This is a genomic window from Deinococcus ficus (assembly GCF_003444775.1).
In the GTDB taxonomy this organism is placed as follows: Bacteria; Deinococcota; Deinococci; order Deinococcales; family Deinococcaceae; genus Deinococcus; species Deinococcus ficus.
This window is the reverse complement of the sequence record NZ_CP021081.1, coordinates 885,251-909,237: the sequence shown is the minus strand read 5'-3', so window position 1 is coordinate 909,237 and position 23,987 is coordinate 885,251. Positions and strand designations below refer to the sequence as shown.

Below are 23,987 nucleotides of genomic sequence, written 5' to 3'. Positions count from 1 at the left end.
GCGGGGCGTCACTTCCATTCGGTCCTCACCTGCACGCGGCGTTCCGGCGGCGTGGGCGGCGGGCCCGCCTGGGCGGGCGGGGGAATGGGGGCGATGTTGGCGGTCGTCTTGCGCGCCTCGGCGAAGCGGCGCATGCCGTTGGCGAACGCCCACTCGCGGACCGCCTGGGGGGTGTGCAGGGCCTGCACGCTCAGCTGCAGCTGGTCGCGTTCGCTGATCAGGGCCGCTTCCCGATCCTGCATGGCGCGCAGGTCCGGGCGAATCTGCTGAGTGGCGTAGCGCGTGCCGACCAGCACGACGCTCAGCGCCAGGTAGATCAGCACGTACCGCACCGAGCGGCCCCGCCAGGTGTTGAAGGTCAGGTCCAGTTGCTCCAGCCGGGGCAGGGCGGGGGTGAAGCGGCGGGTCACGCATCACCGCCGGGGTGGGGGGCGCGTTCGGCGGTGCGGAGTTTCGCGCTGCGGGCGCGGGGGTTGGCGGCCTGCTCCTCGTCGCTGGCGATCAGGGGCCGCTTGGTGAGGGGCGTCAGAGCGGCGCTGCTCAGCAGGAAGCGCTTCACGATGCGGTCCTCCAGCGAGTGGAAGCTGATCACCGCGAGCCGCCCGCCGGGCGTAAGGAGCGTCTCGGCGGCGCTCAGGCCGTCCCGCAGCGCGCCGAGTTCGTCGTTCACGTGAATGCGCAGCGCCTGGAAGGTCCGCCGTGCGGGGTGGATGCCCTTGGAGAAGCCCGGGTAGGCGCGCTTGATGATCTCGGCGAGGCGGACGGTCGTCTCGATGGGGGCCTTCTCGCGTTCGGTCACGATGGCGCGGGCGATGCGGCGCGAGAGGCGGTCCTCGCCGTACTCGTAGATGATCGCGGCGAGGTCCTCGGCGTCGTAGGTGTTCACCACGTCGGCCGCGGATTCGCCCTGCTGGCTCATGCGCATGTCCAGGGGCGCTTCGGTGTGGTACGAGAAGCCGCGCTCGGCGTCGTCGAGCTGGAAGCTGCTCACGCCGATGTCCAGCAGGATGCCGTCCACCTGCGTCACGCCGATTCCGGCGAGCAGGCTCACCATGTCGCGGTAGTTGCCTTCCAGGGTGGTCAGGCCGGGCAGGTCGGCCTCGCGGGCGCGGGTCAGGGCGTAGGGGTCCTGGTCGATGCCGATCACGCGGGCGCCGCGGTCCAGCAGCAGGCGGGTGTGGCCGGCGCCGCCGAGGGTGCCGTCCACGATGACCTTGCCGGGCGCGGGTTGCAGGGCGTCCAGGACTTCCTGGGCCAGGACGGAGGTGTGGGTGAGGGTGGGGGGGGTGGGGTCAGGGTGGGTCATGTTGGTTACGCCACGAAGTTGGCGAGGAGGTCAGGTTTGGGTGGGGTGGCCTGCACGGCGCTGATCGCGTCGTCCCAGCGCTGCGGGTTCCATAGCTCCAGGCGGCCCGGGGCGCCGGCCACGATCACGTCCCCGCCGTCCAGGCCGGCGAAGGCGCGCAGCGTCTGGGGGATGGACACGCGGCTCTGGTTGTCCAGCCGCGCCTTGTTCGCCCCGGAGTAGAAGAAACGCACGAACGCGCGGGATTCGGCGTCCGTGAGGGGCAGGCCTTCGAGCTGCTCTTCCACGCGCTTCCAGCTGGCGAGCGGGAAGACGTACAGGCAGCCTTCCATGCCGCGCGTGAGAATCATCCCGTCCTCGACGAATTCCCGGAACGGCGGTGGGATGACCACACGGCCCTTGTCGTCGATGGTGTAGGGATACTCGCCGAACGGCAATGGTGCTCCTTTTCCCACGGGGTCCCACCACGCTGGATGGTCCGGCCCGGGTCAGGCAGCCCGAAATGAACGATGACGTGGGCTTTCAGGCTGCACAACGAGTGTAACAAGCCCTACCACGATTTACCACCGATTCCCACTTTTCCCCCCAATTCCCCCCACCGGCTTCCCACTTTCCCCACTCGTGTCCCCCGGGGCAGGGTCCAGACCGGCAGGTTCTCAGGGGGTGGGAACGGCCGTTCATGCCGTTCCTGACAGCAAATTACCACTTTTGGATGCCCAGGTGGGGCTGGTCCCGATGCGCCACGCTGTTCTCCCACCTCTCCCCCACCGGGACCCTTCTCCCCCACCGCACCCGTACCCTGACCGGCATGACTCGCCCCTCCCTGAACCTCACCGCCGCCGGCGCTCTGCTCGCCGCCCTGGGGGTCGCGCTGGGCGCCTTCGGAGCCCACGCCCTCAAAACCCGCCTGGACCCGGCCCTGCTCACCAATTTCGAGACCGCCGTGCGCTACCAGATGTACGCCGCGCTGGCGCTGCTGGCCTTGGGCACGCAGACCGGGCAGCGCCGCGCGGGCTGGCCGCTGCTGCTGGGCAGCGTGATCTTCAGCGGCAGCTTGTACCTGATGGCGCTGACCGGCGCGCGCTGGCTGGGGGCCGTCACGCCGGTCGGCGGGGCCCTGATGATCGCAGGGTTCGTGCTCGCGGCCCTGGACGCCCGGCGCCGCTGAGGCAGGTTCATCCAGACAGCAAGAACGCCGCCCTGGCCAATCAGCCAGGGCGGTGTCAGGTGGTGCGGGGGAACTGTAAGCCGGGTTCTGTCCGCCGCTTTCGCAGCTGCGCGGTCATCTCTCTGGGACGCGTGTCACCACGCGCCTCAAGCGACCATCCTGACGGTCATGACGGGCGGGCCACCCTGCCGTACTGTCGGGTCTTGCACCGGATGGGGTTTACCAGCACTCCCGGTCTCCCGGGAATCTGGTGCGCTCTTACCGCACCGTTTCACCCTGACCTGCCGCGCCCGGCACCACGGGCGTCACGCGGCAGGCGGTCTGGTTTCTGTGGCACTGTCCTTCGGCTTCGCCGCCTTCCCGCGCGCGTGGTGCGCGCGTGGGCGCTGGACTCGCCGACCAGCCGTTAGCTGGCATCCTGCCCTGCGGTGCCCGGACTTTCCTCACCCTGATTCACACCAGGGCGCGACCGAGCATTCCCCCGCAAAGAACCAGTATACCAGCCCAGGCCCGCTCAGCCCCAGCGGCGCTGAATGCGCTCCCACTGCCGCTGCCACACCTGCGGCGGCGTCTGCTCCGGGTGCAGCAGGTCCCGCAGGTCCCGGTCGTCCAGTTCGCGGTACTCGCCGACGTCCATGTCCGCCAGCCACAGGCCGCCCACGCGGTAGCGCATCAGGCGCGTCACCGGGTGGCCCACGGCGTCCAGCATGCGTCGCACCTGCCGCTTGCGGCCCTCGGCCAGCACGATGAACAGCCCGTCCCGCGCGGGGCTGACGCTCAGGGCCTTCGCGGGGCCGTCCTCCAGGTCCACGCCGTCCAGCAGGGCCTGCAGGGTCGCGTCGTCCGGTTCGCCCTCGGTCCAGGCGCGGTAGGCCTTCTCGTGCCCGTAGCGCGGGTGGGTGAGGGTCAGGGTGAGGTCACCGTCGGTGGTGAGCAGCAGCAGCCCCTCCGAGTCCCGGTCCAGCCGGCCCACCGGGTGCAGGCCGGGAATGGCGGGCATGGCGTCCAGCACGTTCCTGCGGCCGTACTCGTCAGCGGCGGTGGTGACGTACCCGCGCGGTTTGTACAGCGCGAAGGTGCGTTTCGGCGCGGCGTCCGTCTCGATCAGCTGGCCGTCCAGGCGGATGTCGTCGGCGTCCGTGACCGTCTGGCCCAGCCGGGCGGTCACGCCGTTCACGGTGACGCGCCCGGCCTCGATCATCGCCTCCGCCGCGCGGCGGGACGCCACGCCCGCCCGCGCCAGCCGCTTCTGCAGGCGCTCCCCGCTCACAGGCGGTACCGGCGGCTGGGGAACGCGAAGATCGCCACCACCGCCAGCAGGCCCAGCAGGCCGGTCAGGCCCAGCAGCGCCAGACGCAGCCCATCCGGCATCTGCTCCCCGGTGCGCAGCAGCGCCGGCAGCAGCGTGGCGACCGTGAGCAGGTTCGCGCCCACCAGGGCGCCGGTCTTCACCAGGTCGGGCGCGGCACTCGCCGCGAACAGGAACACGCCCCAGACGGTCAGGATGCCGCCCGCGACGCGCGCCAGCCACATGGGCGACACCCCCAGGGCCAGCTGGACGTCCACCGGCAGGAAGTACAGGAACAGGCCCACAGGCAGGAAGATCAGGGCGGTCAGCCAGAACGCGGCACGCAACACGCCCGACAGTGTAAGCCGCCGGCCCGGGGGAGGCGCCGGGTCAGGCTGACCGCCGCTCAGGGACGCAGCGCCAGGACGGTCGCCTGCAGGCCCCGCCGCAGGGTCGCGCGCAGGTCATTCAGCGGGTACAACCCGGCCAGCCAGCTCTGCAGCGTCAGCAGGTACAGGGCGAACACCGTCTGGCTGAACAGCAGGGGCTCCACGTCGGCCCGGGCGCGGCCGGCCTGCTGTTCCTGGGTCAGCCAGCCGGAGATCAGGCCCATCAGGGCGTCGATGCGGGCCAGTTCCTCCCCGCGTTCCTCGGGCGTGCGGTCCCCGTACAGGGTTTCGCGCATGAAGTGCCGCGCTAGGTCCGGCTGGGCCTCGTAAAAGCACAGGAAGAAGTTCAGGCAGTCGTAGAGGCGGTCCTCCAGTGGGGCCGCGGCGTCCACCCGAAACTCCCGGAGGCGGTCCTCGATGGCCGCCTGGAACAGGGAGATCAGCAGGCTGGCCTTGCTGCCGCCCAGGACGTTCACCGTGCCGACGGCCACGTCCGCCCGCTCGGAGATCTGGCGGATGGTGGTGTGTTCGTACCCCTGCGTGCGGAAGAGGTCCCAGGCGGCCGCGCGGATGCGGTCCAGGCGCTCCTGCTTGTGGCGGTCACGGCGCGTCACGGTGGCCGGAGCATAGCGCCCGGCAGGCAAGAAAATGAACGTGTTCAGAGCTGAGGGCGGCGGGGGCTGCGGAACGCCTGCGCCCCCCAAGCCAGAGGCCCGCGGCCGACTCTGCTAGCCTCCCGGCATGCCCGTGATCGCCGTGGACAAGCCCCTGCACCTCACCTCGCACGACGTCGTGAACCGGGCGCGGCGGGCCCGGGGCACCCGGCGGGTGGGGCACACCGGCACCCTGGACCCCCTGGCGACCGGGGTGCTGGTGCTGTGCGTGGACGACAGCACGAAGGTCGTGCAGTTCATGGAGCACGACAGCAAGGACTACCTCGCGTGGATCAGCCTGGGCGCCGGGACGCCCACCCTGGACGCCGAGGGCCCGGTGGACGCCACCGCGCCCGTGCCCCCGCTGGACCCGGAGCGGGTGCGGGAGGTGCTGGCGCCCTTCGTGGGCCCGCAGCAGCAGGTGCCGCCGCAGTACAGCGCGATCCAGGTGGGGGGGCAGCGGGCGTACGCGGTGGCCCGCTCGGGTGGGGCGCTGGAGTTGCCGGCGCGGAGCATCGTGATTCACGCCCTGGACCTGCTGGGCGTGTACGCCAGCGTGCAGGACGCTCCCCGCACCTTCGACCCGCACACCTGGACGCCGGTGGACGCCGGGGCCGCTGCGGGCCGGACGTTCACGCTGCCGGACCCGCTGGGCGCCTTCCCCACCCTGCTGGTGCGGGCGAGCGTGGGCAGCGGCACGTACCTGCGCTCGCTCGCGCGGGACGTGGGCGCGGCGCTGGGCGTGCCCGCGCACCTGGGCGGCCTGGTCCGCACGCGGGTGGGCCGCTACAGCCTGCGGGACGCCGTGAGCGTGGAGGACCTGCCCGGCGCCGCTGGGATTCCGGACCTCGCGGCCCTGGATTTCCCGGTGATCGAGGCGGACGAGCGGCTGGCCCGGGAACTGCGGCAGGGCAAACGCCCGGCGCACCCCGCCCAGGGCCGTCACGTGGTGACGCTGGCAGGTGCGCTGGTGGCCGTGGTGGACGGCGACGGCGCGCAGCTGAAGGTCGTGCGCGTCTGGAACGATCCCACCTGAATTGACTGACAGAACCTCAGTGCGCCTTCATGGGACCGGCACCCGGAACCGCGCCATGCCCGGCAGGCTGGGCCCCATGAGCGAGCACGAGAAGTCCACCCCGAAGGACCCGGCCAGCCGCCCCGAGCCCGCCCGCCAGGACGGGCCTGCCAGGCTCAGTGACCCGGCGCCCCTGAAGCCGGACGGCACCCCCCGGCAGGACAGCCCTGACCGGACCGCCGGGCCCGGAGAGCACGGCCGCCCCACCGACGATTCCGACCCGGGCCACTCGTAAACGGAGAAGGCCCACGCCCCTCTGGTGCAGGGCGTGGGCTCTCGTCTGTCGGGCGTTACTGCTTGATGATCTGGGCGTCTTTCGGCAGGGCCTTCAGGGCAGTGGCGGTCAGGCCGCTGTTCACCTTGTAATTGCTGATGCTCAGGTCCGCGACGACCTTGCCGGCCTCGTTCAGCATCTGCAGCTTGGTGGGGCGCCAGCCGGCCTCGGTGATCCAGACGCGGGCCTTCATGTCCGCGCCCTTCTTCGGCGTGGCTTCCAGCTGGTACAGGCGGCTGCCGGCCTGCCCGGTCGTGCCGACGAGTTTCACGGTGTAGTCGGCGAGCATGCTGGCCGTGTTGGAGATCTGCGTGAAGTCCAGGCCGGTGAAGCCGGCGTTCGCGGCGGCTTTCTTGGTGGGCGTCACGGTGATCTGGTTGGTCAGGAAGATGAACTGCCGGACCTCGTTCTTGTCGGCCACGATGACGTTGTCCGCCAGCGCGTCCGGCGCGGCGAACGCCACCCGGGCGAGGCTCTGGGCGGGAATGGCCTTCACGGTCATGTCGATCTTCTGCGAGGCGGATTCGAAGGTGGCGGTGCCGGTCACGCGGAAAGACAGGTCCTTCGCGGCCTTCTGCGCGGCGTCCACGCGGTTCACGATGTCCTGCGCGGTCTGCGCTCCGGCGGCGGAGAGCAGGGCGGCCAGGGTCAGGGCAAAGAGCTTCTTCATGACCTGCAGTATCCCGTTTCCGGGATGAGAAGACCAGGGCGGAACTGACGCCGTGTTCACCGTGCAGGACGGTCAGAATCGTGTCAGATGAACCGGGTTCAGGGTGTGCCGTCGCCCTCTTCCCCGGCCGGGTTCAGCAGGGCGTCCAGCGGCAGGCGGTACCCGACGCGGGCGCCGTACCCGGCAGCGCCCTGGGCATCCAGGCCGCCGCGCAGGTCCAGCGTCAGGGTGCCCGGCCCGGCCGGAAGGGCCGACTCCAGCCCGAACCGCACCGGCACGGCCGCCCAGCGCCAAGGTTCGTACGCGCCGTACAGGTTCAGGGTGCTGCCCTCGCCGAACAGGTCGGCCGCGCCCAGGGACGCCGTGAGGCCCAGGCTGTCCGGTCCGAGCAGGGCGTCCACGTTCACGCCGAACCCTGCGGGCGTGCTGTAGGACACGCCGGCCGTGGCGCCCAGCACACCCTGCCCGGCCCGCGCGCCCAAGCGCCACGTGACCGTGCCCACCGTTTCCGTCTCGGGTTCCGAATCGGGGACCTCCGGGTCGGCGGGGGCGACGACCTGCGTGAGGTCCTGGCGGCCTTCCACGCCCAGGAACCCGCTGGCCTGCGCGCCGAACTCCCCGCCGCCCACCGCGATCAGCGTGCGGCTTACGCGGTAGCGTACGGTCAGGTCCACGTTCCAGCCACTCGGGCGGGTGTCGGCCGGGGCGAGCGTCCAGGCGGCCAGCGGGTCGAAGGCCGTGACGGGCGCTGTGAAGTACGCGCCGCCCACGTTCAGCGCGACCGGGCCCAGGCCGCCGGTCACGCGGGATAACAGGCGCAGCCCGCCCTGCCAGGTGACGGCCAGATCGGTGCGGCTGGTGACCGCCCCGGCCGGCGGAATCGCCAGCGTGCGGGCGTAGGAGGCGTCCAGCGCGAGGTTCGACGCGTCCACCCCGAACTGACCGCCGAACAGCGGCACGTCCGCGACGCCCACGCGGCCCACCAGCAGGCCCGCCTGCGGCGATCCCAGCGGGGAGACGTAGGTCACGCCGAAGTCCAGGCTGGTCGCCGCGGCGTGCGCGGACAGGCACGCGCCGGTCAGGACCACCAGGGCCGCGCGGCGCAGGGAAGGCCGGAAGGAAACAGACATACCCCAGCGTAGTCCCTGCGGCCATGAGCTGTCCTCAAACTTCCGTCAGGGAAGGCGCGTACCCTGAAGCGCATGCGCCCGCTGCCTGCCGTGACCGCCGCCACCGCCCTGCTCCTGAGCGCCTGCACGCCCACCCAGCCCATCGTGCAGATCCCGAAAATCCAGGTGCAGGACGTGCAGCTCACCCGGCTGGACCTCCCGGGCGGCCTCGCATCGCTGGCCGCGGTCTTCAACGGCCTGCCGGGCGCGCCGGTGGCGCACATCCTGATGGACCTGCAGGTCACGAACCCCAACCCGCTGCCGCTGCGCATGACGAACATCGCCGCCGACCTGATCATCGACGGGCAGAACATGGGCCGCGTGGACCTGCCGAACGTGGACCTGCCCGCCAGGGGCGCCACGCAGCAGCTTGCCGAGATCGCCCTGCCCGTCAGCACACAGACTGCGCAGAACATCCTGAAAGTGGCCCGGGGACAGCTCGTCACCTACCGCCTGGACGGCACCTTCAGCGTGAACATGGGCCTGCTGGGCGTGCAGACCTTCGGGCCGTACACCCTGTCGCAGGGCCAGTGGAAGCAGAAGGCCGTCATCAACTTCTGACGGCCGGGGTGGTCACTCCAGGGCGCCCAACCCGGTGAGGTGGCGCCCGACGATCAGGGTGTGGATATCGAAGGTGCCCTCGTAGGTGTCCACGGTTTCCAGGTTCAGCATGTGCCGGATCACCGGGTACTCGGTGGTGATGCCGTTCCCGCCGTGCAGTTCCCGGGCCAGCCGGGCGCCCTGCAAGGCGACGCGGACGTTGTTGCGTTTGGCGTAGCTGACCTGCGCGAAGTTCATCTGCCCGGCGTCCTTGAGCTGCCCGAGGCGCCACGCGAGCAGCAGGCCGGTGGTATGGTCGGTCGCCATGCGCACGAGTTTGTCCTGCACGAGCTGCCGCGCCGCGATGGGCTTGCCGAAGGTGCTGCGCCCGGTGGTGTAGTCCAGGCTGGCCTGCAAGACGGCTTCCAGCGCGCCCAGGGCGCCCCAGGCGATGCCGAACCGGGCGGAGGTCAGGCACGACAGCGGGCTTTTCAGGCCGCCGCTGCCCGGAAGCAGGTTCTCCGCGGGAACGCGGCAGTCTTCCAGCACGATTTCGCCGGTGACGCTGGCGCGCAGGCTCATCTTGCGGTGAATGGCGGGCGCGCTGAAGCCGGGCGTGTCCGTGGGCACGAGGAAGCCGCGGACCACGCCGCCGTCGTCCTTCGCCCAGACCACCGCGACGTCCGCCACGGGGCTGTTCGTGATCCACATCTTGCTGCCGTTCAGGACGTACTCGTTTCCGTCCCGGCGGGCCCGGGCGCGCATCGCGCCGGGGTCCGAGCCGCCGTCCGGTTCGGTCAGGCCGAAACAGCCGATCAGTTCGCCCGACGCGAGGCCCGGCAGCCAGCGGGCCTTCTGCGCCTCGCTGCCGAACTCGTGGATGGGGAACATTACGAGGCTGCCCTGTACGCTCGCGGCGCTGCGCAGGCCGCTGTCCACCCGCTCCAGTTCGTACATCATCGCGCCGTACGCGCTGTAGCTCGCGCCGGCCCCGCCGTACGCCTCGGGCAGCGTGGGGCCGAGCAGGCCCATCCGGCCGAACTCCCTCATCACGTCCCGCACGGGCAGGTCACCGGCGTCCCACCAGCCCGCCACCTGCGGCAGGAGTTCCGCATCGCAGTAGGACCGGATCGTCTCGCGGATCAGGCGCTCGTCGGGCTGAAGCAGGTCATTCACTCTGAATTCGTCGAACATGGAAACTCCGCTGGGGGGTGGGTGTCACGGCCGGGCCGCCTGCCCCCACGATAAACGGCCCCGGCCGGACCGGGGCCGGGGCAACAGGGTCAGCGGCGGTAGGTGATGCGCCAGACGCGGCCCTCACCGTCGTCGGTCAGCAACATCTGCCCGTCGCGGGTGACGACCAGGTCCACCGGGCGGCCGGTCACGGTCTGGCCTTTCAGGAAGCCGGTCAGGAAGTCCCGGACCTGCCCGGTTCTGGGGTCCACGGTAATCACCTTGTACCCGCTTTTCCGGGTGCGGTTCCAGCTGCCGTGCAGGGCCACGAACATTTTGCCCTGGTACGCGGCGGGGAACGTCTTGCCGGTGTAGAAGGCCAGGCCCAGCGGCGCGGAGTGCGCGGTGGTCAGGGCGAAGGCGGGCGTGGCAGCCTTGCAGGTTTCGGCAGTCCGGCGGCCGTAGTCGCGGTCCCACACCTGCGGCTGGCCGGGTTTGACGGTGTAGCAGTACGGCCAGCCGTAGAAGCCGCCGGCCTTGACCTTGTAGAAGCCTTCCGGGGGCAGGTCGTCGCCGAGCTGGTCGCGGCCGTTGTTCGTGGCGTACAGCTGCCCGCCGTACCATTCGAGGCCCACGGCGTTGCGCAGGCCGGTGGCGTACGCGCGGCCGTTCTTCCCGTTGGCGTCGTACTGCCAGATCGCGGCGCGCTGCGGGTTGTCCTCCTCGCAGACGTTGCAGGTGCTGCCCACCGACACGTACATCTTCCCGTCCGGGCCGAACTCCACGGTGCGGGTGGAGTGCCCGCCGGTGGGGGTGCTCAGGAGGTTCTGCGGGGCGGCGGTGGCCTTGAGGTCCCCGGCCTTGTAGGGGAAGCGGACCACGCCGTCGGTGTTCGCGACGTACAGGAAGCCGCCGTGAAGGGCGAGCCCGTGCGGTTCGTTGAGGCCCTGGGCATACACCTGCCTGCCGTCCATTTTGCCGTCCGCGTTGCGGTCCGGCAGGACGTAGATGCGCCCGGCGCCGGTGTCGGAGAGCAGCACGTCGCCGCCAGCGGCCACGACCATGAAGCGGGGTTTCTCGAAGCCGCTGGCGTACTCGGTCATGCGGAAGCCGGCCGGGACGGTCAGGGCGGGCGTCTGGGCGCACGCGCCGGCCGCCAGGGCCAGCAGGCCGGGGAACAGGAGCTGTTTCATGCGTCCAGTCGAGCAGCCGCGGGTGAGAACCCCCGCCTGACGGCGTGAACCGGGCCTCACGCCCGCGTTCAGGGGTGCTCGGTGGGCCGGTACTCGAAGTGCGCGCCCAGGCTTTCCAGGTGACGGAAGAAGTCCGGGTAGCTCTTGCGGATGTGGTGCGCGCCGGTGATCCGCAGGGGCGCGTCGGCGCGCAGGCCCAGCAGGGTCAGGAGCATGATCATGCGGTGGTCGCCGTGCCCGTCGGCGGTGACGCCCCCGTCGATGCGCGGGGCGCCGCGCACGGTCAGACTGTCCGCGGTTTCGGTGGCGTGCAGGCCCAGGCGCTCCAGTTCGCGGCGGGTGTCGCTGATCCGGTCGCATTCCTTGAGCCGCAGCGTGGCGACGTTCTCCCAGCTGGTCTCCCCCACGGCCAGGGCCGCGGCGGCGGTCAGGGCCTGCACGGCGTCCGTGAAGCCGTCGCCGTCGCGGGTGACGGCGTGCAGGGGCCGGCCGCCGCGCACGGTCAGGGTGTGACCCTCGCGGCGGATGTCCGCGCCCATGTCCTGCAGGACGCTCACGGCCTCCCGCTCGCCCTGGAGGTCGTGCTCGCGCAGGTTCGTGACGCGCACCTCGCCGGGCAGCAGCGCCGCGGCCGCCAGCAGCGCGGCCGAACCGGGGTAGTCGCCGGGCACGGTGACCCGACCGGCGCGGTACGCCTGCCCGCCCGGAATGCGAATGCGGCTCAGGTCGTCACTGGCCTGCGCCTGCACCCCGAAGGCAGCCAGGGTGTCCAGCGTCTGCCTCAGGGGCGCGTGGCTCTTGATCTCGCCGGTCAGGCGCAGGTCCAGCCCGCCGGGCAGCAGCGGCGCGAGGAACATCAGGGCGCTGGCGTACTGGCTGCTGCGCTCCGCGCTGACCTCCACCAGCCCGCCGCGCACCGGGCCGGAGATCGTGACCGGCAGGCGGCCGTCCTGACTGTGCACGCGGGCGCCCAGGCGTTCTAGGGCGTCCAGCAGGTCGCCCTGCGGGCGGCGGCCCAACGAGTCCGGGTGGTCGGTGACCAGGATGGTGCCTTCCGTGAGGGCGGCCACGCCCATCAGGAACCGGGCGACGGCGCCGGCGTTCCCGGGGTTCAGGGTCACGCCGGGACGGGGGTGGGCGCCGAAGCCGCGGATCACGGCGTCGCCCTCCATGAGCTCCACGCCGGCCCCCCAGTCCCGCAGGCAGCGCAGCAGGGCCTGGGCGTCGTCGCTGGTCGCCACGCCGGTGATGCGGGTTTCGCCCTCGGCGAGCGCGGCGGCGAGCAGGTAGCGGGTGGTGTAGTTCTTGCTGGGCTGCGCCCGCACCTCGCCGCGCAGCTCCCGGACCGGGTGAACCAGGACGTCGAACTTCTCGGGCAGGGCCGCACTCATGCGCGGCAGGCTACCGCCCCCACCGGGCGGGCGGGGGCGGATGGTCTACGCAGTGCGGGCACCTATACGGGATTCATCTGGTTCCACGGCAGGGCAGAACAGCGCCGCCCTGCTATTCCATCTCCTGAACCCCGTATCTACTTCCACTCGCATCCGCTCGGATGATTTCAGCACTGCGCTGACATCATCTGAAGCCGGTATTACTTCTTCGGGGGCTGCGCGGGCCGGACCTCCACGCGGCTGGGCAGGGTGCGGGGGTGCATTTCCAGCAGGTCCAGCACGATCTGCGCGAGATCCTCAGGCTGGATCTTCCAGGCGTCGGCGTCGGTGGGCGTGTGGTCGTTGAAGTACGTGGCGACCGACCCGGGCATGATCTGGCTGACCTTGATGCCATGCGGGCGCAGGTCCAGCATCATGGCCTCAGTAAAGCCGTTCAGGCCGAACTTGCTGGCGTTGTACGCCGCGCCGCCCGCGAACGGGTTCTTGCCGGCCAGGCTGGAAAGCGTGATCACGTACCCGCCGGGCTTCTCCCCCTCGGCCTTCAGGTGGGGGAAGGCGGCCTTCACGCAGTGGAAGACGCCGGTGAGGTTGGTGTCGATCACGGCGTTCCAGTCGTCCAGGCTGAGGTCCTGCACGGGCGCGAAGCGGCCCACGCCGGCGTTGGCGAGCAGCACGTCCAGCCCGCCGAAGCGGTCCACGTGTGCCTGCACGGCGGCCTGCACGGCCTGCGCGTCCCGTACGTCGCAGGCGACGCCCAGCGCCTGTTCGCCCAGCCGTCGGGCGGCGTCCTGCACCTCGCTCTCGTTCCGGGCGGTGATGGTCACGCCGTAGCCTGCGCCGATCAGGGTCTGCGCGACCGCGTACCCGATGCCCTTGCTGCCCCCCGTGATGAATGCGCTCCTGCCGGCCGGTGTGGTCTTGCCTGTGGTCATGCGCCGAGCCTAACGGGAGCGGGTGAGTCCCGGGTCATGTTCGGCTTCAGGGACTCCTTGCGGTCCGCGCCCGCCCGCGCCCATGCGCTCCGCGTTGAAGGCGGCCGAGCCACCCCGCGGGATGCTCAGGGTCTGCCAGTCGGTGCCGCGCAGCGTCTTGGCGAGCAGCACCAGTTGATACACGTGGCCGCTGTAGTGCGCCATCTGCCGCTGCACGGCCTGCACCACGGTGTGCGTCTCCCCGCGGATCGTGAGGTTCCGGGTCAGGTCATCTGGTTCCAGGTGGTCCAGCGCGGCCAGGAAAACTGCCCAGCCGGCCTCCCAGTGGACGCGCAGCTCAGCTTCGGTGCGGCCGGCGTCCTCGAATTCTGCGTCGCGGTTCCGGCCGGGGTGTTCTCCCTCGGCGCCGGTGCGGTACCCGTGGCGCAGGGCGCCCCAGCGGGAGTGCATGTTGCCGCTCAGGTGCTGCACGAGCACGGCCGCCGAATTCCCGTCCGGGCCGAGGGGCGTGTGCCAGCCGCCCTCCGGCAGCTGCGCCAGCGCGCCGTCCCCGAGGCGTTTCACGCCGCGCATCCGCTCGCGCACGTCCGTCAGGTAGTGCGCGGCGAGGTCCGCCGGGGTCACCGCGGGCCTTCCTCGGCCAGCACCTTCCTCAGCAGGTCCGGGCGGTCGGTGATGATGCCGTCCACGCCCAGGCGGATCAGGCGGCGCATCTCGGCCTCGTCGTTGATGGTCCAGACCTGCACGGCCACGCCGCGCGCGTGCATGGCGCGCAGGAACGCCGGGGTGACCACCTCGATCCCCCCGGACCGCACGGGCACCTGCGCGACCCGCCCGGGCGTCGGGGCGAGGCCCGCGAGACCCACCTGGCTGAGCAGCACCAGGGGCCGCAGTTCAGACTCGGTCATGCTCGTCATGACTTCCGGGCAGGTGCGGCGGAAGTCGTTCAGGGCAGCGTCGCTGAAGCTCGCGGCGATCACGCGGGCGGTCATGTTCGTGTCGCGCAGCAGCTTGCAGAAGGGCGCGGCGATGCTGGGGCTGACCTGCTTGATCTCGATGATCATGGGCGTGTTCGGGAAGGCCGTGAGCACCTCGCGCAGCTGCGCGACCCGCACGCCCTGCCCGCGGAAGGGGAAGCCCGTGGTGTCCGGCGGGGTCAGGGTGTACCCGGCGTCGGCCTTCAGGACGTCCTCCAGGGTGAGGGTGGCGATGGCGCCTTTCGTGTCGGTCAGGCGGTCCAGCGTGGCGTCGTGCGACAGGACCAGCGCGCCGTCCTGCGTGGCGTGCATGTCCATTTCCAGCATGTCCACGCCCAGCTTCACGGCGTTGCCGTACGCGAGCATGGTGTTGCTGGGCCACAGCTGCTCGCCGCCCTGATGCGCGATGTTCAGCGTGCGGCCCGTGATGAACGGATTGGGGCTGGCCGGGCCGGACGAGCAGCCCGCGAGCAGCAGCGCGGAGGCCAGGGCCAGGGCGGGACGGGCCGCACGAACGGGTTGTGACATGCGCCTACTGTGCCGCGCGCCGTGTCAGCGGCACAAGCCCCCGGCAGACGACACCCCCGCCCCAAAGACAGGGACGGGGGCGGGCGGCGGATTACGCCTGGGGGCTCAGGCGGTTCCAGTAACGGTGCCGGGCGAGGGCCTGCGTGAAGGCGTCCGGGTTTCCGGTCACCACGCCCAGTGCCTCGTCTTTCGCGAAGGTCAGGGGCGCGGTGCGGCCGGCCACGGCATCCAGCAGCGCCCCGCCGTCCTGACCGTGCGCGCCGACCGGTTTGTAGTGCCGGTAGGCTTCCGCCACGAACATCTGCGCGTCCGGATGCTCGGCCAGCGGCAGCCCGCCCGCCGTGCCGCCCAGGGCGTACACGCCGTCGTACACCACGGGCGAGGCGGTGGAGAAGGTCTTGGTGGCCTGCGCGCCGCCCAGGTCGCCCAGGTGCGGGCCGACCACGTGGAACTTGGCCTCCTGCGATTTCAGCGCGGCCTGCACGGCCTCCACGGCAGCCGCGTCCACCCCGTCCCCGGCGAGGAGGGCCACCAGCCGCCCCCTGGGGGTGGGTTCGGCCTTGTGTTCGCTCGGCGCGCGCTGGCTCAGGGCGGGGTCGTGCTGCACGCCTCCGGCGGCGGTCACGTCGGCGTTCGCGGTGGCGAGCAGGGCCATCTCCTCGGCGGAGTCCTGGGTGCCGCCGGGTTTCGCGGTCTGCCCGGCGCGGGGCGGCTCGCCGAGCGCGATGGCGACCTGCGAGGCCAGGACCGGGTGCACGCGCTCGATCTGGTCCAGCATGGCGAGGCGCACGTGACGGGTCTCGACGTTGGCGAGTTCAAACTGGAAGGCGCGGCACAGGTGCTCGCGTTCGATGGGCGTGAGGCTGTTCCAGAACAGCCGCGCCTGCCCCACGTGGTCACTGAAGCTCTCGGGCCGTTCGCGGACCTTCACGCCGGACATCATGACCGGGTGGCTCCGGAAGCCCTCCTGCGGGTCGGGGGTGGGGCTGCCGGTGTCCAGCGAGTTCGGGTAGTACGACACGCGGCCGGGGTTGATGGTGCGGCGCATGTGCCCGTCGCGCTGGTTGTTCTGCGGGGGCGTGAGGGGGCGGTTGATGGGCAGTTCCTGCCAGTTGGGGCCACCCAGACGGGAGAACTGGGTGTCCAGGTACGAGAAGTTCCGGCCCTGCAGCAGGGGATCTTCGGTGAAGTCCATGCCAGGCACGATGTTGCTGGGCATGAACGCAACCTGTTCGGTCTCGCTGAAGAAGTTGTCCGGGTTGCGGTTCAGCACCAGCCGGCCCACGATCTCCACGGGCACCAGCGCCTCGGGCACGATCTTGGTGGGGTCGCGGAAGTCGAAATCCCATCCGGCCGCCTGTTCCTCGGTGAACAGCTGCACCCCGAACTGCCATTCCAGGGTGCCGCCCGCGTCGATGGTGTCCCACATCAGGCGGCGGTTGTAGTCCGGGTCCTTCCCGGCGATCTTCTGCGCCTCGTCCCACACCAGCGAGTGCAGGCCCAGCACGGGCTTCCAGTGGTACTTCACCAGCGTGACCTTGCCCTCGGCGTTGATCAGGCGGAAGGTGTGCACGCCGAAGCCCTCCATGGTGTCGAAGGAGCGCGGGATGGCCCGGTCGGACATCGCCCACATGATGGTGTGCAGCGATTCCGGCGTCAGCGAGATGAAGTCCCAGAAGGTATCGTGCGCGGCGCTGGCCTGCGGGATCTCGTTGTGCGGCTCGGGTTTGACCGAGTGCACCAGGTCCGGGAACTTGATGGCGTCCTGAATGAAGAAGACGGGCGCGTTGTTGCCCACCAGATCCCAGATGCCCTGCGGGGTGTAGAACTTCACCGCGAAGCCGCGGATGTCGCGCGGGGTGTCCGGGCTGCCGCGGAAGCCGGCGACGGTGGAGAAGCGCACGAAGGTGGGCGTCTGCGCGCCGACCTCGGTGAGCACCTGCGCGGTGGTGTACTCGGCCAGCGAGCGCGTGAGCTCGAAATACCCGTGCGCGCCGCTGCCGCGCGCGTGCACGACGCGCTCCGGGATGCGCTCGTGGTCGAAGTGATGCAGCTTCTCGCGCAGGAAGTGGTCTTCCAGCAGCGTGGGCCCGAGCGCGCCGGCCTTCAGGCTGTTCTGGTCGTCGCTGATGGCGTGGCCCATGTTGTCGGTCAGGGTGCCGCCGGGGTTCACGGTGTCGGCCTGCAGGTCCTGGCGTTTGGCGTTCGGCTGGGGGTCGGTCAGGGCCGGGGTCTTGGGGTCGGTCATGAGGGGGGACCTCCTGGGAACGGGAGTGAGTAGCGGGCGGGACAGGAACGGGCCCTCCCACCCTAGACCGGCCGTTCGTGACCGGCGTGAGCATGAGCGCCAGCTCAAGGTTTTCCCGGTTCAGTCCGCTCGGCGCTTCCCTACTTCAGCCGGTACTGCCGGTCGCCGCGCAGGTTCAGCACCACGGTCGGCTGGCCGCCGGCCGTTTCCACGGTGCACGTCAGGACATTCGGGGGCAGCGGGTCGTCCACGATCTCCGCGCAGGGCCGGTCGCCGGCCAGAGGGGCGGCCTGCGCGGCCTTCAACACGGTCTGCCCGTACTCCCGCACCACCCGGCCCTGCCAGGACATGGCGGCCAGCAGCACCCCGATCCCCGCCAGGAACGCCACCAGCACGCCGATGAACGTGCGGGTGGTGCGGCGGCGCATCTCGGGCGTGACCTCGCGCAGCGGCGTGTTCGGGTCGGGCTTGAGGCTCATACCGGCGCAGCCTAGCGTGAGCGGCCCGGGCAGGGCGCCCGGGGCGGGGGGCGGTACACTGCCGGTCATGAGCAAGGTCATCATCATCGGGGCGGGCGGCGTGGCGAACGTCGTCGCGAAGAAATGCGCGCAGAACGACAGCGTCTTCACGGACGTGCTGATCGCCACCCGCACCGTCAGCAAGGCCGACAAGATCGTCGCCGAAATCAAGCAGTACATGCCGGACAGCAAGACCACCTTCAGCACGGCCACCGTGGACGCCGACAACGTACCTGAACTGGTCGAACTGATCCGCGGGTTCGGGCCGGTCATGGTCATCAACGTGGCCCTGCCCTACCAGGACCTCACGATCATGGACGCCTGCCTGGAAACCGGCGTGCACTACCTGGACACCGCCAACTACGAACCCAAGGACGTGGCGAAGTTCGAGTACTCCTGGCAGTGGGCGTACCAGGACCGCTTCAGGGAAAAAGGCCTGATGGCGCTGCTCGGCTGCGGGTTCGACCCTGGCGCCACGCAGGCCTTCACCGCGTACCACGCCAAGCACCACTTCCAGGAAATTCACTACCTGGACATCGTGGACTGCAACAACGGCAACCACGGCAAGGCCTTCGCCACGAACTTCAACCCGGAAATCAACATCCGCGAGATCACCGCCAACGGCCGCTACTGGGAAAACGGCCAGTGGGTCGAAACCCAGCCGCTGGAGATCGCGCAGGACATCTACTACCCGAAAGTCGCCACCCGCAAGAGCTACGTGCTGTACCACGAGGAACTCGAATCCCTGGTCAAGCACTTCCCGACCATCAAACGCGCCCGCTTCTGGATGACCTTCGGGGAGGCGTACATCAAGCACCTGAACGTCCTTGAGGGCATCGGCATGACCAGCATCGAACCCATCGACTTCCGCGGGCAGAAGATCGCCCCGATCGAGTTCCTGAAGGCCGTGCTGCCCGCCCCCGAATCCCTGGCCGCCGGGTACACCGGGCAGACCTGCATCGGCGTGCAGGCCAAGGGCACCGGCAAGGACGGGCAGGAGAAGGTGCACTTCATCTACAACGTCAAGGACCACGCCGAGTGCTTCCGTGAGGTGCAGGCCCAGGGCGTGAGCTACACCACCGGCGTGCCCGCCATGATCGGCGCCATGCTGATGCTCCAGGGCAAGTGGATGCAGCCCGGCGTGTGGAACGTCGAGCAGCTCGACCCGGACCCCTTCATCGACGCCATGAACACCTGGGGCCTGCCGGTGGATGAACTGGCCGGCATCGAACTCGTCAAGGACTGAGACGAATAATGAAGAGCGGGCCGTCCGGAAAGGGGACGGCCCGCTCTTCGTTTAGGTCTCTTCCCTACTCCAGTTCCAGGGGGTTCTTCCCGGTGCGGTCCTCCAGGAACCGCTTCTGCGTCTCCCAGGCCTGCCTTGCGTGCTCGCTGCTCTGGCGGTCCGCTCCGGCAATCCGCCGCACCTGGTCCAGCGCCCGGGCGAGTTCCTGCGGGTCCCGCTGCTCCGGGGTCTGCTGCTTCCAGGCGTTCACGGTGTTCGGCAGGTAATCCCGCAGGCCCTGGCGGGCATCGAAGCCCAGGCGCGCGTCACCGCTGCGCGTGGCCTGCACTTCCACGGCCTCCAGGTGCTCCACGGTCGCCAGGACCTCGCCGGCCAGCGCGGGCGGCAGGCCCCGGCACAGTTCGCGGATGTCGATGGGCGTGACCACCTCGCCGGACGCCGTGGCCGGCAGGGCCGGCGTGGCCGCCGGGACCTGAATGTCCTCGGGCTGCGGGGAAGGGGCGGGCGCCGGGGGGAAGGCGTCCGGCGTGAGCAGGCGGCTGCCCTGCGTGCCGGCCAGGAACAGCCCCACCGCGGCCAGCATCAGCACCATCACCATCATGATGGGCCCGCCGAAAATGCCGCTCAGGAACATGGCCGGCACGATCATGGACGCCACGCCCTGCGCCTCGTTGTTGCCCAGCACGTTGCGCAGGTTCGTTCCGGTGCGAGGGTTCCACAGCAGGAACGCCGTGAACCCGGCCAGCGCCAGGGTCATCATCCCGGGGACGGGTTCGCCCCGGTCAAAGATCAGGGCGGCGACCAGCACCGGGATCATCAGGCCGAACAGCAGTCCCGGGACGTCCTTGCGGCGGCGTGCAGCGCGGCGGGCGCGACGGGCTGCGCGGTGCGCCTCGCGTTCTTCGACTTCCATGCCCCCAGTATGAGCCGTGGCGCGCTGGCGTTCCCGAGATTCGCCGGGGCAGGCCAGAAAGGAGGCAAAAAAGAAGGCGCCGCCCCCCGGGGCATCCGGGGTGGGCGGCGCGAAGCCGCGAGCCGTGGGTCAGTTGCGGGTGACCTGCGCGCCGAAGGTCAGGGCGCCGGCGTACTTCTTCACCCAGTTCCAGGGCAGGTACACGTACCCGCCGTCCCCGAAGCAGGAGCTCCAGGAGTTCTTCATGATGAAGTACCCGCCGCCCGCGCCGGCCGGCGCGCCGGGGCTGACCTTGGCGAGCTGTTCGTTGCCGATCCAGCCGACGAGCAGGGCCACGTGGTTCCAGTTCTGCACGTCCTTGTCGGTGTTCGGCACCCACTTCTTGCCGGTGGGGGTGTCCTCCTCGTGCGACACGGCGCTGTACGGCAGGTCGCCCACGTAGCCGCCGCTGTTCGTCAGGTAGCGGGCGTCGTGCGTCATCAGGACGGGCGTGCCGGTCACCACGGCCAGCACGGCCCAGCCCATGCCGCCCTCGGGCTGTTCGGGGTCCAGGAAGTTGCGCATGGCGCCCGTGTTCAGGCCGTACGGGGAGCGGGTGGCGGGCAGCTGGGCGCCGCACACGGTCTTGCCGTCGGCGAGGATGCAGCCGGTTTCCGCCTGCGACACGGAGTCCTCGCACTGGTTCTGGAAGGGGTAGTCGGTGCAGGACTTGGCGTACAGGAACTTCCCGGATTTGGCGGGGGTTTCGGTGGCGGTGCGTTTCAGGCTCTGGTTGTACTGCCAGGCGTTCTCGTAGGCGAAGCGGTAGCCCGTCTGGGCGCCCTTGGTCAGGGCGTCCTCGGTCCAGGCGCCGTCGCCGTCGGTGGGGCTGCCGTAGCGGAGTTTGTAGTTGGCGACGAAGTCCTCCTCGCTGAGGTCCACCTTGCGTCCGAAGGTGCGGCTGACCAGCGTCTCGGTCAGGCCGACGGACGCGAACGCCCAGCAGGTGCCGCGACCACCCTGGTTTTTCGCGGCGGGCAGGTGCTTCTTGATGGGGAAGTCGTAGCGGGTGAACAGCCCGCTGGCGCTGGCCGCGCAGCCGCTGGGCGCGGCGTCCAGGCCGTCGGCGGTGCCCTCGGGCTGGAGGGCGCGCACGTCGAGGCGGGTCAGGGCGCGCAGCAGGTCCGGCTGGATCTGCGTGACGACGTTCAGCCGCTGCTGCGGGGCGGCCTGGGCCACGCGGCCGATCAGGTCGGCGGGGAGGTTCAGGTCGCGGGCCACCTGGGCCCCCACGCTGCGGCCGACCTGTTCGAAGTCCTGGCCGAGGCGGCTGGCGGCGAGGCTGGCGCCGACGTCCGCGCCGAGCAGTGTCACGGTGAGGGGCCCGGAGCGGGTGGGCACGGTCAGCTGCGGCTCGCGCAGGCCCTGGGCCTGCACGGCCCGCAGCACGGCCTGCACCTGCGGCCGGGCCGCCTGGGGTTGCAGCCGGGCCAGGTTGGCATTGAGGGTCTGGGCGCGGGCGGCTTGGTTGGCCTGGAGGCCCTGGGCGGTCAGCCAGATGGTGTTGCCGTTCAGGAAGCGGGTGCTGGCCGTGGCGTCCAGCGTGCGGAAGATCGGCGCGGCCCCGAAGTTGGGCACGGCCTGCAGGCGCAGCTGCACGGCCGGGTTCAGGCGCAGGGGCGTGGTGAGGGGCACGGTGGTGCCCTGCGCGCCGGCCTGGGCAGCCAGGGCCGCTCCCAGGAGGGCGGCGGAGAGGGAGAAAAGAGGACGCTGGCGGATCGTGTGCAACATGCAAAAACCTCCCGGGGCGGCCGGCGGCGCGCAGGGGCGCGGCGCTGTCCGGCGGCCTGCGTCCAGGGTGCCACCCGGGGCGTTTCAGGGGCGTTAAAGGGGGGTCGGGCCCGGGGGTCAGTCCAGGGCGTCCAGCCGCTGCCAGCCGAGGCGCAGGCTGAGCCAGGTGCCCAGGGCCGTGGCCAGTCCCAGGCCCAGCAGGCCCAGCAGGCCCTCCGGGGTGGTCAGGGCGCTCAGGCCGGGGAACAGGTCGGGGCGCAGGACGCTGCCGGCGGCGGGCCGGGCGAGGAGCATCAGGCACAGCACCGAGTACGCCAGGCTCAGGCCCATGAAGGCCAGTCCGCCGGCACTCACGCCGATCTCGGCGGGGTTGTCCGCGTCGAAGCGGGGGGCGGCGGCGCCCAGGCCCACGCCCAGCGCGGTGATCACCAGGGCGTTGCTCACGCTGACCAGGGCGCTCAGGAGCAGCAGGACCGGCCCGAGGTCCAGGGCGCGGGCGCTGGCGAGGCCCATCACCAGCCCCAGCACCAGCGTGACCGGCAGCGCCCCCCAGAACTTGCTGAGCACGATCTGGCGCGGGCTGACTGGCGCGGTGCGCAGCAGCCAGTACGCGCGGCCCTCGGTGGACACGGCCGGGAACGCCAGGCGCACGGCTACGCCCGCGATGATGAATCCCTGGAAGGCCAGCTGGATGTAGCCCAGGATGCCCCGGAACTGCGGCACGGGGACGGGCACGGCCTTCACGCTGATCAGGTACACGCCGGCCAGGGCGGCGACGACCAGCAGCTGGCTCCACTGGGTGGGGTCGCGGAAGGTGACGCGGCTGTCCTTGCTGGCGAGCATCCCGCCCGGTCCCAGGCGGCCGAGGCGGCGTTCGGTCCAGCCGGCCCGTTTCGGGGTGGGGTCCAGGTTGGGCCGGCTGCTGTCCAGCGCCCGCGCCCAGCCTTCCTGGTAGGCGCGGGTGGCGAGCAGCGTGGCGCCCACCAGCAGCGCCGCCGTGAGGCCCGCCAGCGGGAGCAGGCTGGCGGAGAGTGCGCCGTGCGCGGCCTGCCACAGCGCCTGCGCGGCCCAGGCGGGCGGCAGGAGCGGGCTGGTGGGGGCGGCGAAATTCCGCAGGAGTTCCTCGAACCTCTCCGGGTCCTGCATGCGCTGCACGAGCACCTCGGGCCGCAGGGCGCGGATGGCGTACACCAGCCCGGCGCTGATCAGCACGCCCAGCGCGGTGCTCACCTCCCGCACCCGGCCGACCGGCGCGATCCGCATGAGCAGCACGGCCAGCAGGGCGCCCAGCCCGACCGGCGCGGAAAAGCTGAGCAGCACGGTGCCCAGCATCAGCGGGTACGCCCAGGCGGGCGCGTGGAAGTACGCAGCGACGGTCAGGATCAGCGGCAGCGTCAGGAAGGTGGGGACCAGAGCGGTGTTCAGGAACGTCTCGAAGACCTTCAGCCCGAACACGCGGCGGGTGGCGAGCGGCTGCGCCAGCAGGAAGTTCAGGTCGTCACTCAGGTACAGGGTCTGGATGGCGGCGGTGGTGGCGCTGAACGTCACGCCGCTGGTCAGGGTGATCAGGCCCACCTCCAGCACCCGCGCAAAGACGTTGGTGCCGATGTCCCCGAAGGTGCCCAGGAACGTCAGGGCACGCCACGTGCCGTACACCTCGGCCCACACCAGCAGCGCGGCCAGGGCGCCCACCAGCACGAAACCCCACTTCGGTGCGCGCTGCGCGGCGTGACACAGCGCGGTCCATTTCAGGCGCAGCAGGCTGGGCGGCGCGGGCGGGGCGGTCATGCGGGGTCCAGCGCTTCCCGGCGCCGGTCGGCCTCGGCCTGCTCCTCCTCCAGCAGGCGGAAGAAGATGCGCTCCAGGCTGTCGCCGTGCACCCCGCCGGCGGCCGTGCCGGTCCGGGCGCGCAGGTCGTCCATGGTGCCCTCGCCCAGCACGCGCCCGCGGTCCAGCACGACCAGCCGGTCGCACACCGCTTCGGCCAGCGGCAGGCTGTGCGTGGTGAGCAGCACCGTGCGGCCCCGGTCAGCGTGCCCGCGGAACAGTTCGCGCACCTGCCGGGCGGCGTGCGGGTCCAGGCCGACCATCGGTTCGTCCACGATCAGCACCGGCGGGTCGGGCAGCATCGCGGCGATGATGGCGACCTTCTGACGCATGCCGTGCGAGTACGTCTCCAGCAGCTCGTTCCCGAAGTCCGTGAGGCGGAACAGGTCCAGCCAGCGGCTGATCTGATCGTCCGTGCCGGGCACCCGGTACAGCTGCCCCACGAAGCGCAGCAGTTCCCGCGCGGTGAGTTTCCCGTACAGGTACGGGCGGTCCGGGATGTACCCGAAGGCTGCCTTGGCGCGCACGGGATCCTTCCAGACGTCGAAGCCCTGCACGCGCACCGTGCCGGCCGTGGGGCGGGTGAGGCCCACCAGCGCGCGGATGGTCGTGGTCTTGCCGGCGCCGTTGCTGCCCAGCAGCCCGAAGATCTCTCCCGGGTGCACGGTGAAGCTCAGGTCGTCCACGGCCGCGACCCGCCCGAAGCGCTTGGTGTAATGCTGGACCTCGATCATTCCCG

Annotated in this window: 25 protein-coding genes and 1 other RNA gene; 5 read left to right on the top strand and 21 right to left on the bottom strand. The window is 70.8% G+C overall.

Annotation, left to right across the window (positions count from 1 at the left end; translation table 11 throughout):
* Positions 1-8: 8 nt before the first annotated feature.
* From DFI_RS04570 to mraZ, 3 genes are read right to left on the bottom strand one after another with little or no spacing between them, the layout of a single operon-like run.
* Complete coding sequence (locus DFI_RS04570; RefSeq protein WP_244940314.1) at positions 9-410, bottom strand: hypothetical protein; 402 nt, start codon at positions 408-410, stop codon at positions 9-11.
* Complete coding sequence (gene rsmH, locus DFI_RS04565) at positions 407-1,306, bottom strand: 16S rRNA (cytosine(1402)-N(4))-methyltransferase RsmH (RefSeq protein WP_027462110.1); 900 nt, start codon at positions 1,304-1,306, stop codon at positions 407-409. The genes DFI_RS04570 and rsmH overlap by 4 nt, the downstream gene beginning before the upstream one ends.
* Positions 1,307-1,311: 5 nt before the next feature.
* Positions 1,312-1,743 carry a division/cell wall cluster transcriptional repressor MraZ gene (gene mraZ / locus DFI_RS04560; protein ID WP_022799859.1) on the bottom strand — a complete coding sequence of 144 codons (432 nt, stop codon included), beginning with the start codon at positions 1,741-1,743 and terminating at the stop codon, positions 1,312-1,314.
* 371 nt (positions 1,744-2,114) lie between these two features.
* Here mraZ and DFI_RS04555 point away from each other — a divergent pair, with 371 nt between their 5' ends.
* On the top strand, positions 2,115-2,474 hold the full coding sequence (locus DFI_RS04555; protein WP_022799860.1) for a DUF423 domain-containing protein: 360 nt from the start codon (positions 2,115-2,117) through the stop codon (positions 2,472-2,474).
* Between the two features lie 60 nt (positions 2,475-2,534).
* Here the strand turns inward: DFI_RS04555 and rnpB are convergent.
* From rnpB to DFI_RS04535, 4 genes are all read right to left on the bottom strand, one after another.
* An RNA gene (rnpB, locus tag DFI_RS04550) (RNase P RNA component class A) lies at positions 2,535-2,959 on the bottom strand.
* A gap of 29 nt (positions 2,960-2,988) precedes the next feature.
* Positions 2,989-3,744 (bottom strand): pseudouridine synthase, encoded by a 756-nt coding sequence (locus DFI_RS04545; protein WP_027462109.1) that lies wholly within the window; start codon positions 3,742-3,744, stop codon positions 2,989-2,991.
* Positions 3,741-4,112 carry a hypothetical protein gene (locus tag DFI_RS04540; protein ID WP_027462108.1) on the bottom strand — a complete coding sequence of 124 codons (372 nt, stop codon included), beginning with the start codon at positions 4,110-4,112 and terminating at the stop codon, positions 3,741-3,743. The genes DFI_RS04545 and DFI_RS04540 overlap by 4 nt, the downstream gene beginning before the upstream one ends.
* A 56-nt stretch (positions 4,113-4,168) precedes the next feature.
* Entirely contained in the window at positions 4,169-4,765 is a 597-nt protein-coding gene (locus DFI_RS04535; RefSeq protein ID WP_027462107.1) for a TetR/AcrR family transcriptional regulator, read from the bottom strand.
* Between the two features lie 127 nt (positions 4,766-4,892).
* Between DFI_RS04535 and truB the strand changes: the two genes are divergently transcribed.
* Together truB and DFI_RS04525 are read left to right on the top strand one after the other, a co-directional pair.
* Positions 4,893-5,840 carry a tRNA pseudouridine(55) synthase TruB gene (truB, locus tag DFI_RS04530; RefSeq protein ID WP_027462106.1) on the top strand — a complete coding sequence of 316 codons (948 nt, stop codon included), beginning with the start codon at positions 4,893-4,895 and terminating at the stop codon, positions 5,838-5,840.
* A 76-nt stretch (positions 5,841-5,916) separates the two neighbouring features.
* Positions 5,917-6,114, top strand: a complete 198-nt coding sequence (locus DFI_RS04525; RefSeq protein WP_027462105.1) for a hypothetical protein — start codon at positions 5,917-5,919, stop codon at positions 6,112-6,114.
* Positions 6,115-6,169: 55 nt separating this feature from the next.
* Here DFI_RS04525 and DFI_RS04520 read toward each other — a convergent pair whose 3' ends face one another.
* A complete protein-coding gene (locus DFI_RS04520; protein ID WP_027462104.1) occupies positions 6,170-6,823 on the bottom strand; it encodes an outer membrane lipoprotein carrier protein LolA in 654 nt (217 codons plus the stop codon).
* 98 nt (positions 6,824-6,921) lie between these two features.
* Positions 6,922-7,953: a hypothetical protein gene (locus DFI_RS04515; RefSeq protein WP_051307472.1), complete on the bottom strand. Its 1,032-nt coding sequence runs from the start codon at positions 7,951-7,953 to the stop codon at positions 6,922-6,924.
* Positions 7,954-8,025: 72 nt separating this feature from the next.
* Between DFI_RS04515 and DFI_RS04510 the strand changes: the two genes are divergently transcribed.
* Positions 8,026-8,553, top strand: coding sequence for an LEA type 2 family protein (locus DFI_RS04510; RefSeq protein WP_022799868.1), 528 nt, complete (start codon positions 8,026-8,028; stop codon positions 8,551-8,553).
* A gap of 12 nt (positions 8,554-8,565) precedes the next feature.
* Here the strand turns inward: DFI_RS04510 and DFI_RS04505 are convergent, their stop codons facing one another.
* From DFI_RS04505 to DFI_RS04470, 8 genes are all read right to left on the bottom strand, one after another.
* Positions 8,566-9,726, bottom strand: a complete 1,161-nt coding sequence (locus tag DFI_RS04505) for an acyl-CoA dehydrogenase family protein (protein ID WP_027462102.1) — start codon at positions 9,724-9,726, stop codon at positions 8,566-8,568.
* 89 nt (positions 9,727-9,815) lie between these two features.
* On the bottom strand, positions 9,816-10,898 hold the full coding sequence (locus tag DFI_RS04500) for a PQQ-dependent sugar dehydrogenase (RefSeq protein WP_027462101.1): 1,083 nt from the start codon (positions 10,896-10,898) through the stop codon (positions 9,816-9,818).
* A gap of 68 nt (positions 10,899-10,966) precedes the next feature.
* Positions 10,967-12,289, bottom strand: coding sequence for a 3-phosphoshikimate 1-carboxyvinyltransferase (gene aroA, locus DFI_RS04495; protein ID WP_027462100.1), 1,323 nt, complete (start codon positions 12,287-12,289; stop codon positions 10,967-10,969).
* Positions 12,290-12,489: 200 nt separating this feature from the next.
* Positions 12,490-13,221, bottom strand: a complete 732-nt coding sequence (locus tag DFI_RS04490; protein ID WP_027462099.1) for an SDR family oxidoreductase — start codon at positions 13,219-13,221, stop codon at positions 12,490-12,492.
* Between the two features lie 9 nt (positions 13,222-13,230).
* Positions 13,231-13,845 (bottom strand): DUF1572 family protein, encoded by a 615-nt coding sequence (locus tag DFI_RS04485; RefSeq protein WP_051307471.1) that lies wholly within the window; start codon positions 13,843-13,845, stop codon positions 13,231-13,233.
* Complete coding sequence (locus DFI_RS04480; RefSeq protein ID WP_043776963.1) at positions 13,842-14,726, bottom strand: glycerophosphodiester phosphodiesterase family protein; 885 nt, start codon at positions 14,724-14,726, stop codon at positions 13,842-13,844. Before DFI_RS04480 ends, DFI_RS04485 begins: the two co-directional genes overlap by 4 nt.
* A gap of 91 nt (positions 14,727-14,817) precedes the next feature.
* Positions 14,818-16,974, bottom strand: a complete 2,157-nt coding sequence (locus DFI_RS04475) for a catalase (protein ID WP_027462097.1) — start codon at positions 16,972-16,974, stop codon at positions 14,818-14,820.
* 140 nt (positions 16,975-17,114) lie between these two features.
* Complete coding sequence (locus DFI_RS04470; RefSeq protein ID WP_027462096.1) at positions 17,115-17,453, bottom strand: hypothetical protein; 339 nt, start codon at positions 17,451-17,453, stop codon at positions 17,115-17,117.
* Between the two features lie 67 nt (positions 17,454-17,520).
* On the opposite strand from DFI_RS04470, the gene DFI_RS04465 reads away from it, so the two are divergent.
* On the top strand, positions 17,521-18,738 hold the full coding sequence (locus DFI_RS04465; RefSeq protein WP_027462095.1) for a saccharopine dehydrogenase family protein: 1,218 nt from the start codon (positions 17,521-17,523) through the stop codon (positions 18,736-18,738).
* A 64-nt stretch (positions 18,739-18,802) separates the two neighbouring features.
* Here the strand turns inward: DFI_RS04465 and DFI_RS04460 are convergent, their stop codons facing one another.
* The 4 genes from DFI_RS04460 to DFI_RS04445 all read right to left on the bottom strand — a co-directional run bounded on the left by DFI_RS04460 (position 18,803) and on the right by DFI_RS04445 (position 23,982).
* Positions 18,803-19,651, bottom strand: a complete 849-nt coding sequence (locus DFI_RS04460; RefSeq protein ID WP_027462094.1) for a hypothetical protein — start codon at positions 19,649-19,651, stop codon at positions 18,803-18,805.
* Positions 19,652-19,780: 129 nt separating this feature from the next.
* Positions 19,781-21,421: a C1 family peptidase gene (locus tag DFI_RS04455; RefSeq protein ID WP_027462093.1), complete on the bottom strand. Its 1,641-nt coding sequence runs from the start codon at positions 21,419-21,421 to the stop codon at positions 19,781-19,783.
* A 117-nt stretch (positions 21,422-21,538) separates the two neighbouring features.
* Positions 21,539-23,209, bottom strand: a complete 1,671-nt coding sequence (locus tag DFI_RS04450; RefSeq protein ID WP_027462092.1) for a putative ABC transporter permease subunit — start codon at positions 23,207-23,209, stop codon at positions 21,539-21,541.
* A complete protein-coding gene (locus tag DFI_RS04445; RefSeq protein ID WP_027462091.1) occupies positions 23,206-23,982 on the bottom strand; it encodes an ABC transporter ATP-binding protein in 777 nt (258 codons plus the stop codon). Before DFI_RS04445 ends, DFI_RS04450 begins: the two co-directional genes overlap by 4 nt.
* Positions 23,983-23,987: the final 5 nt, after the last annotated feature.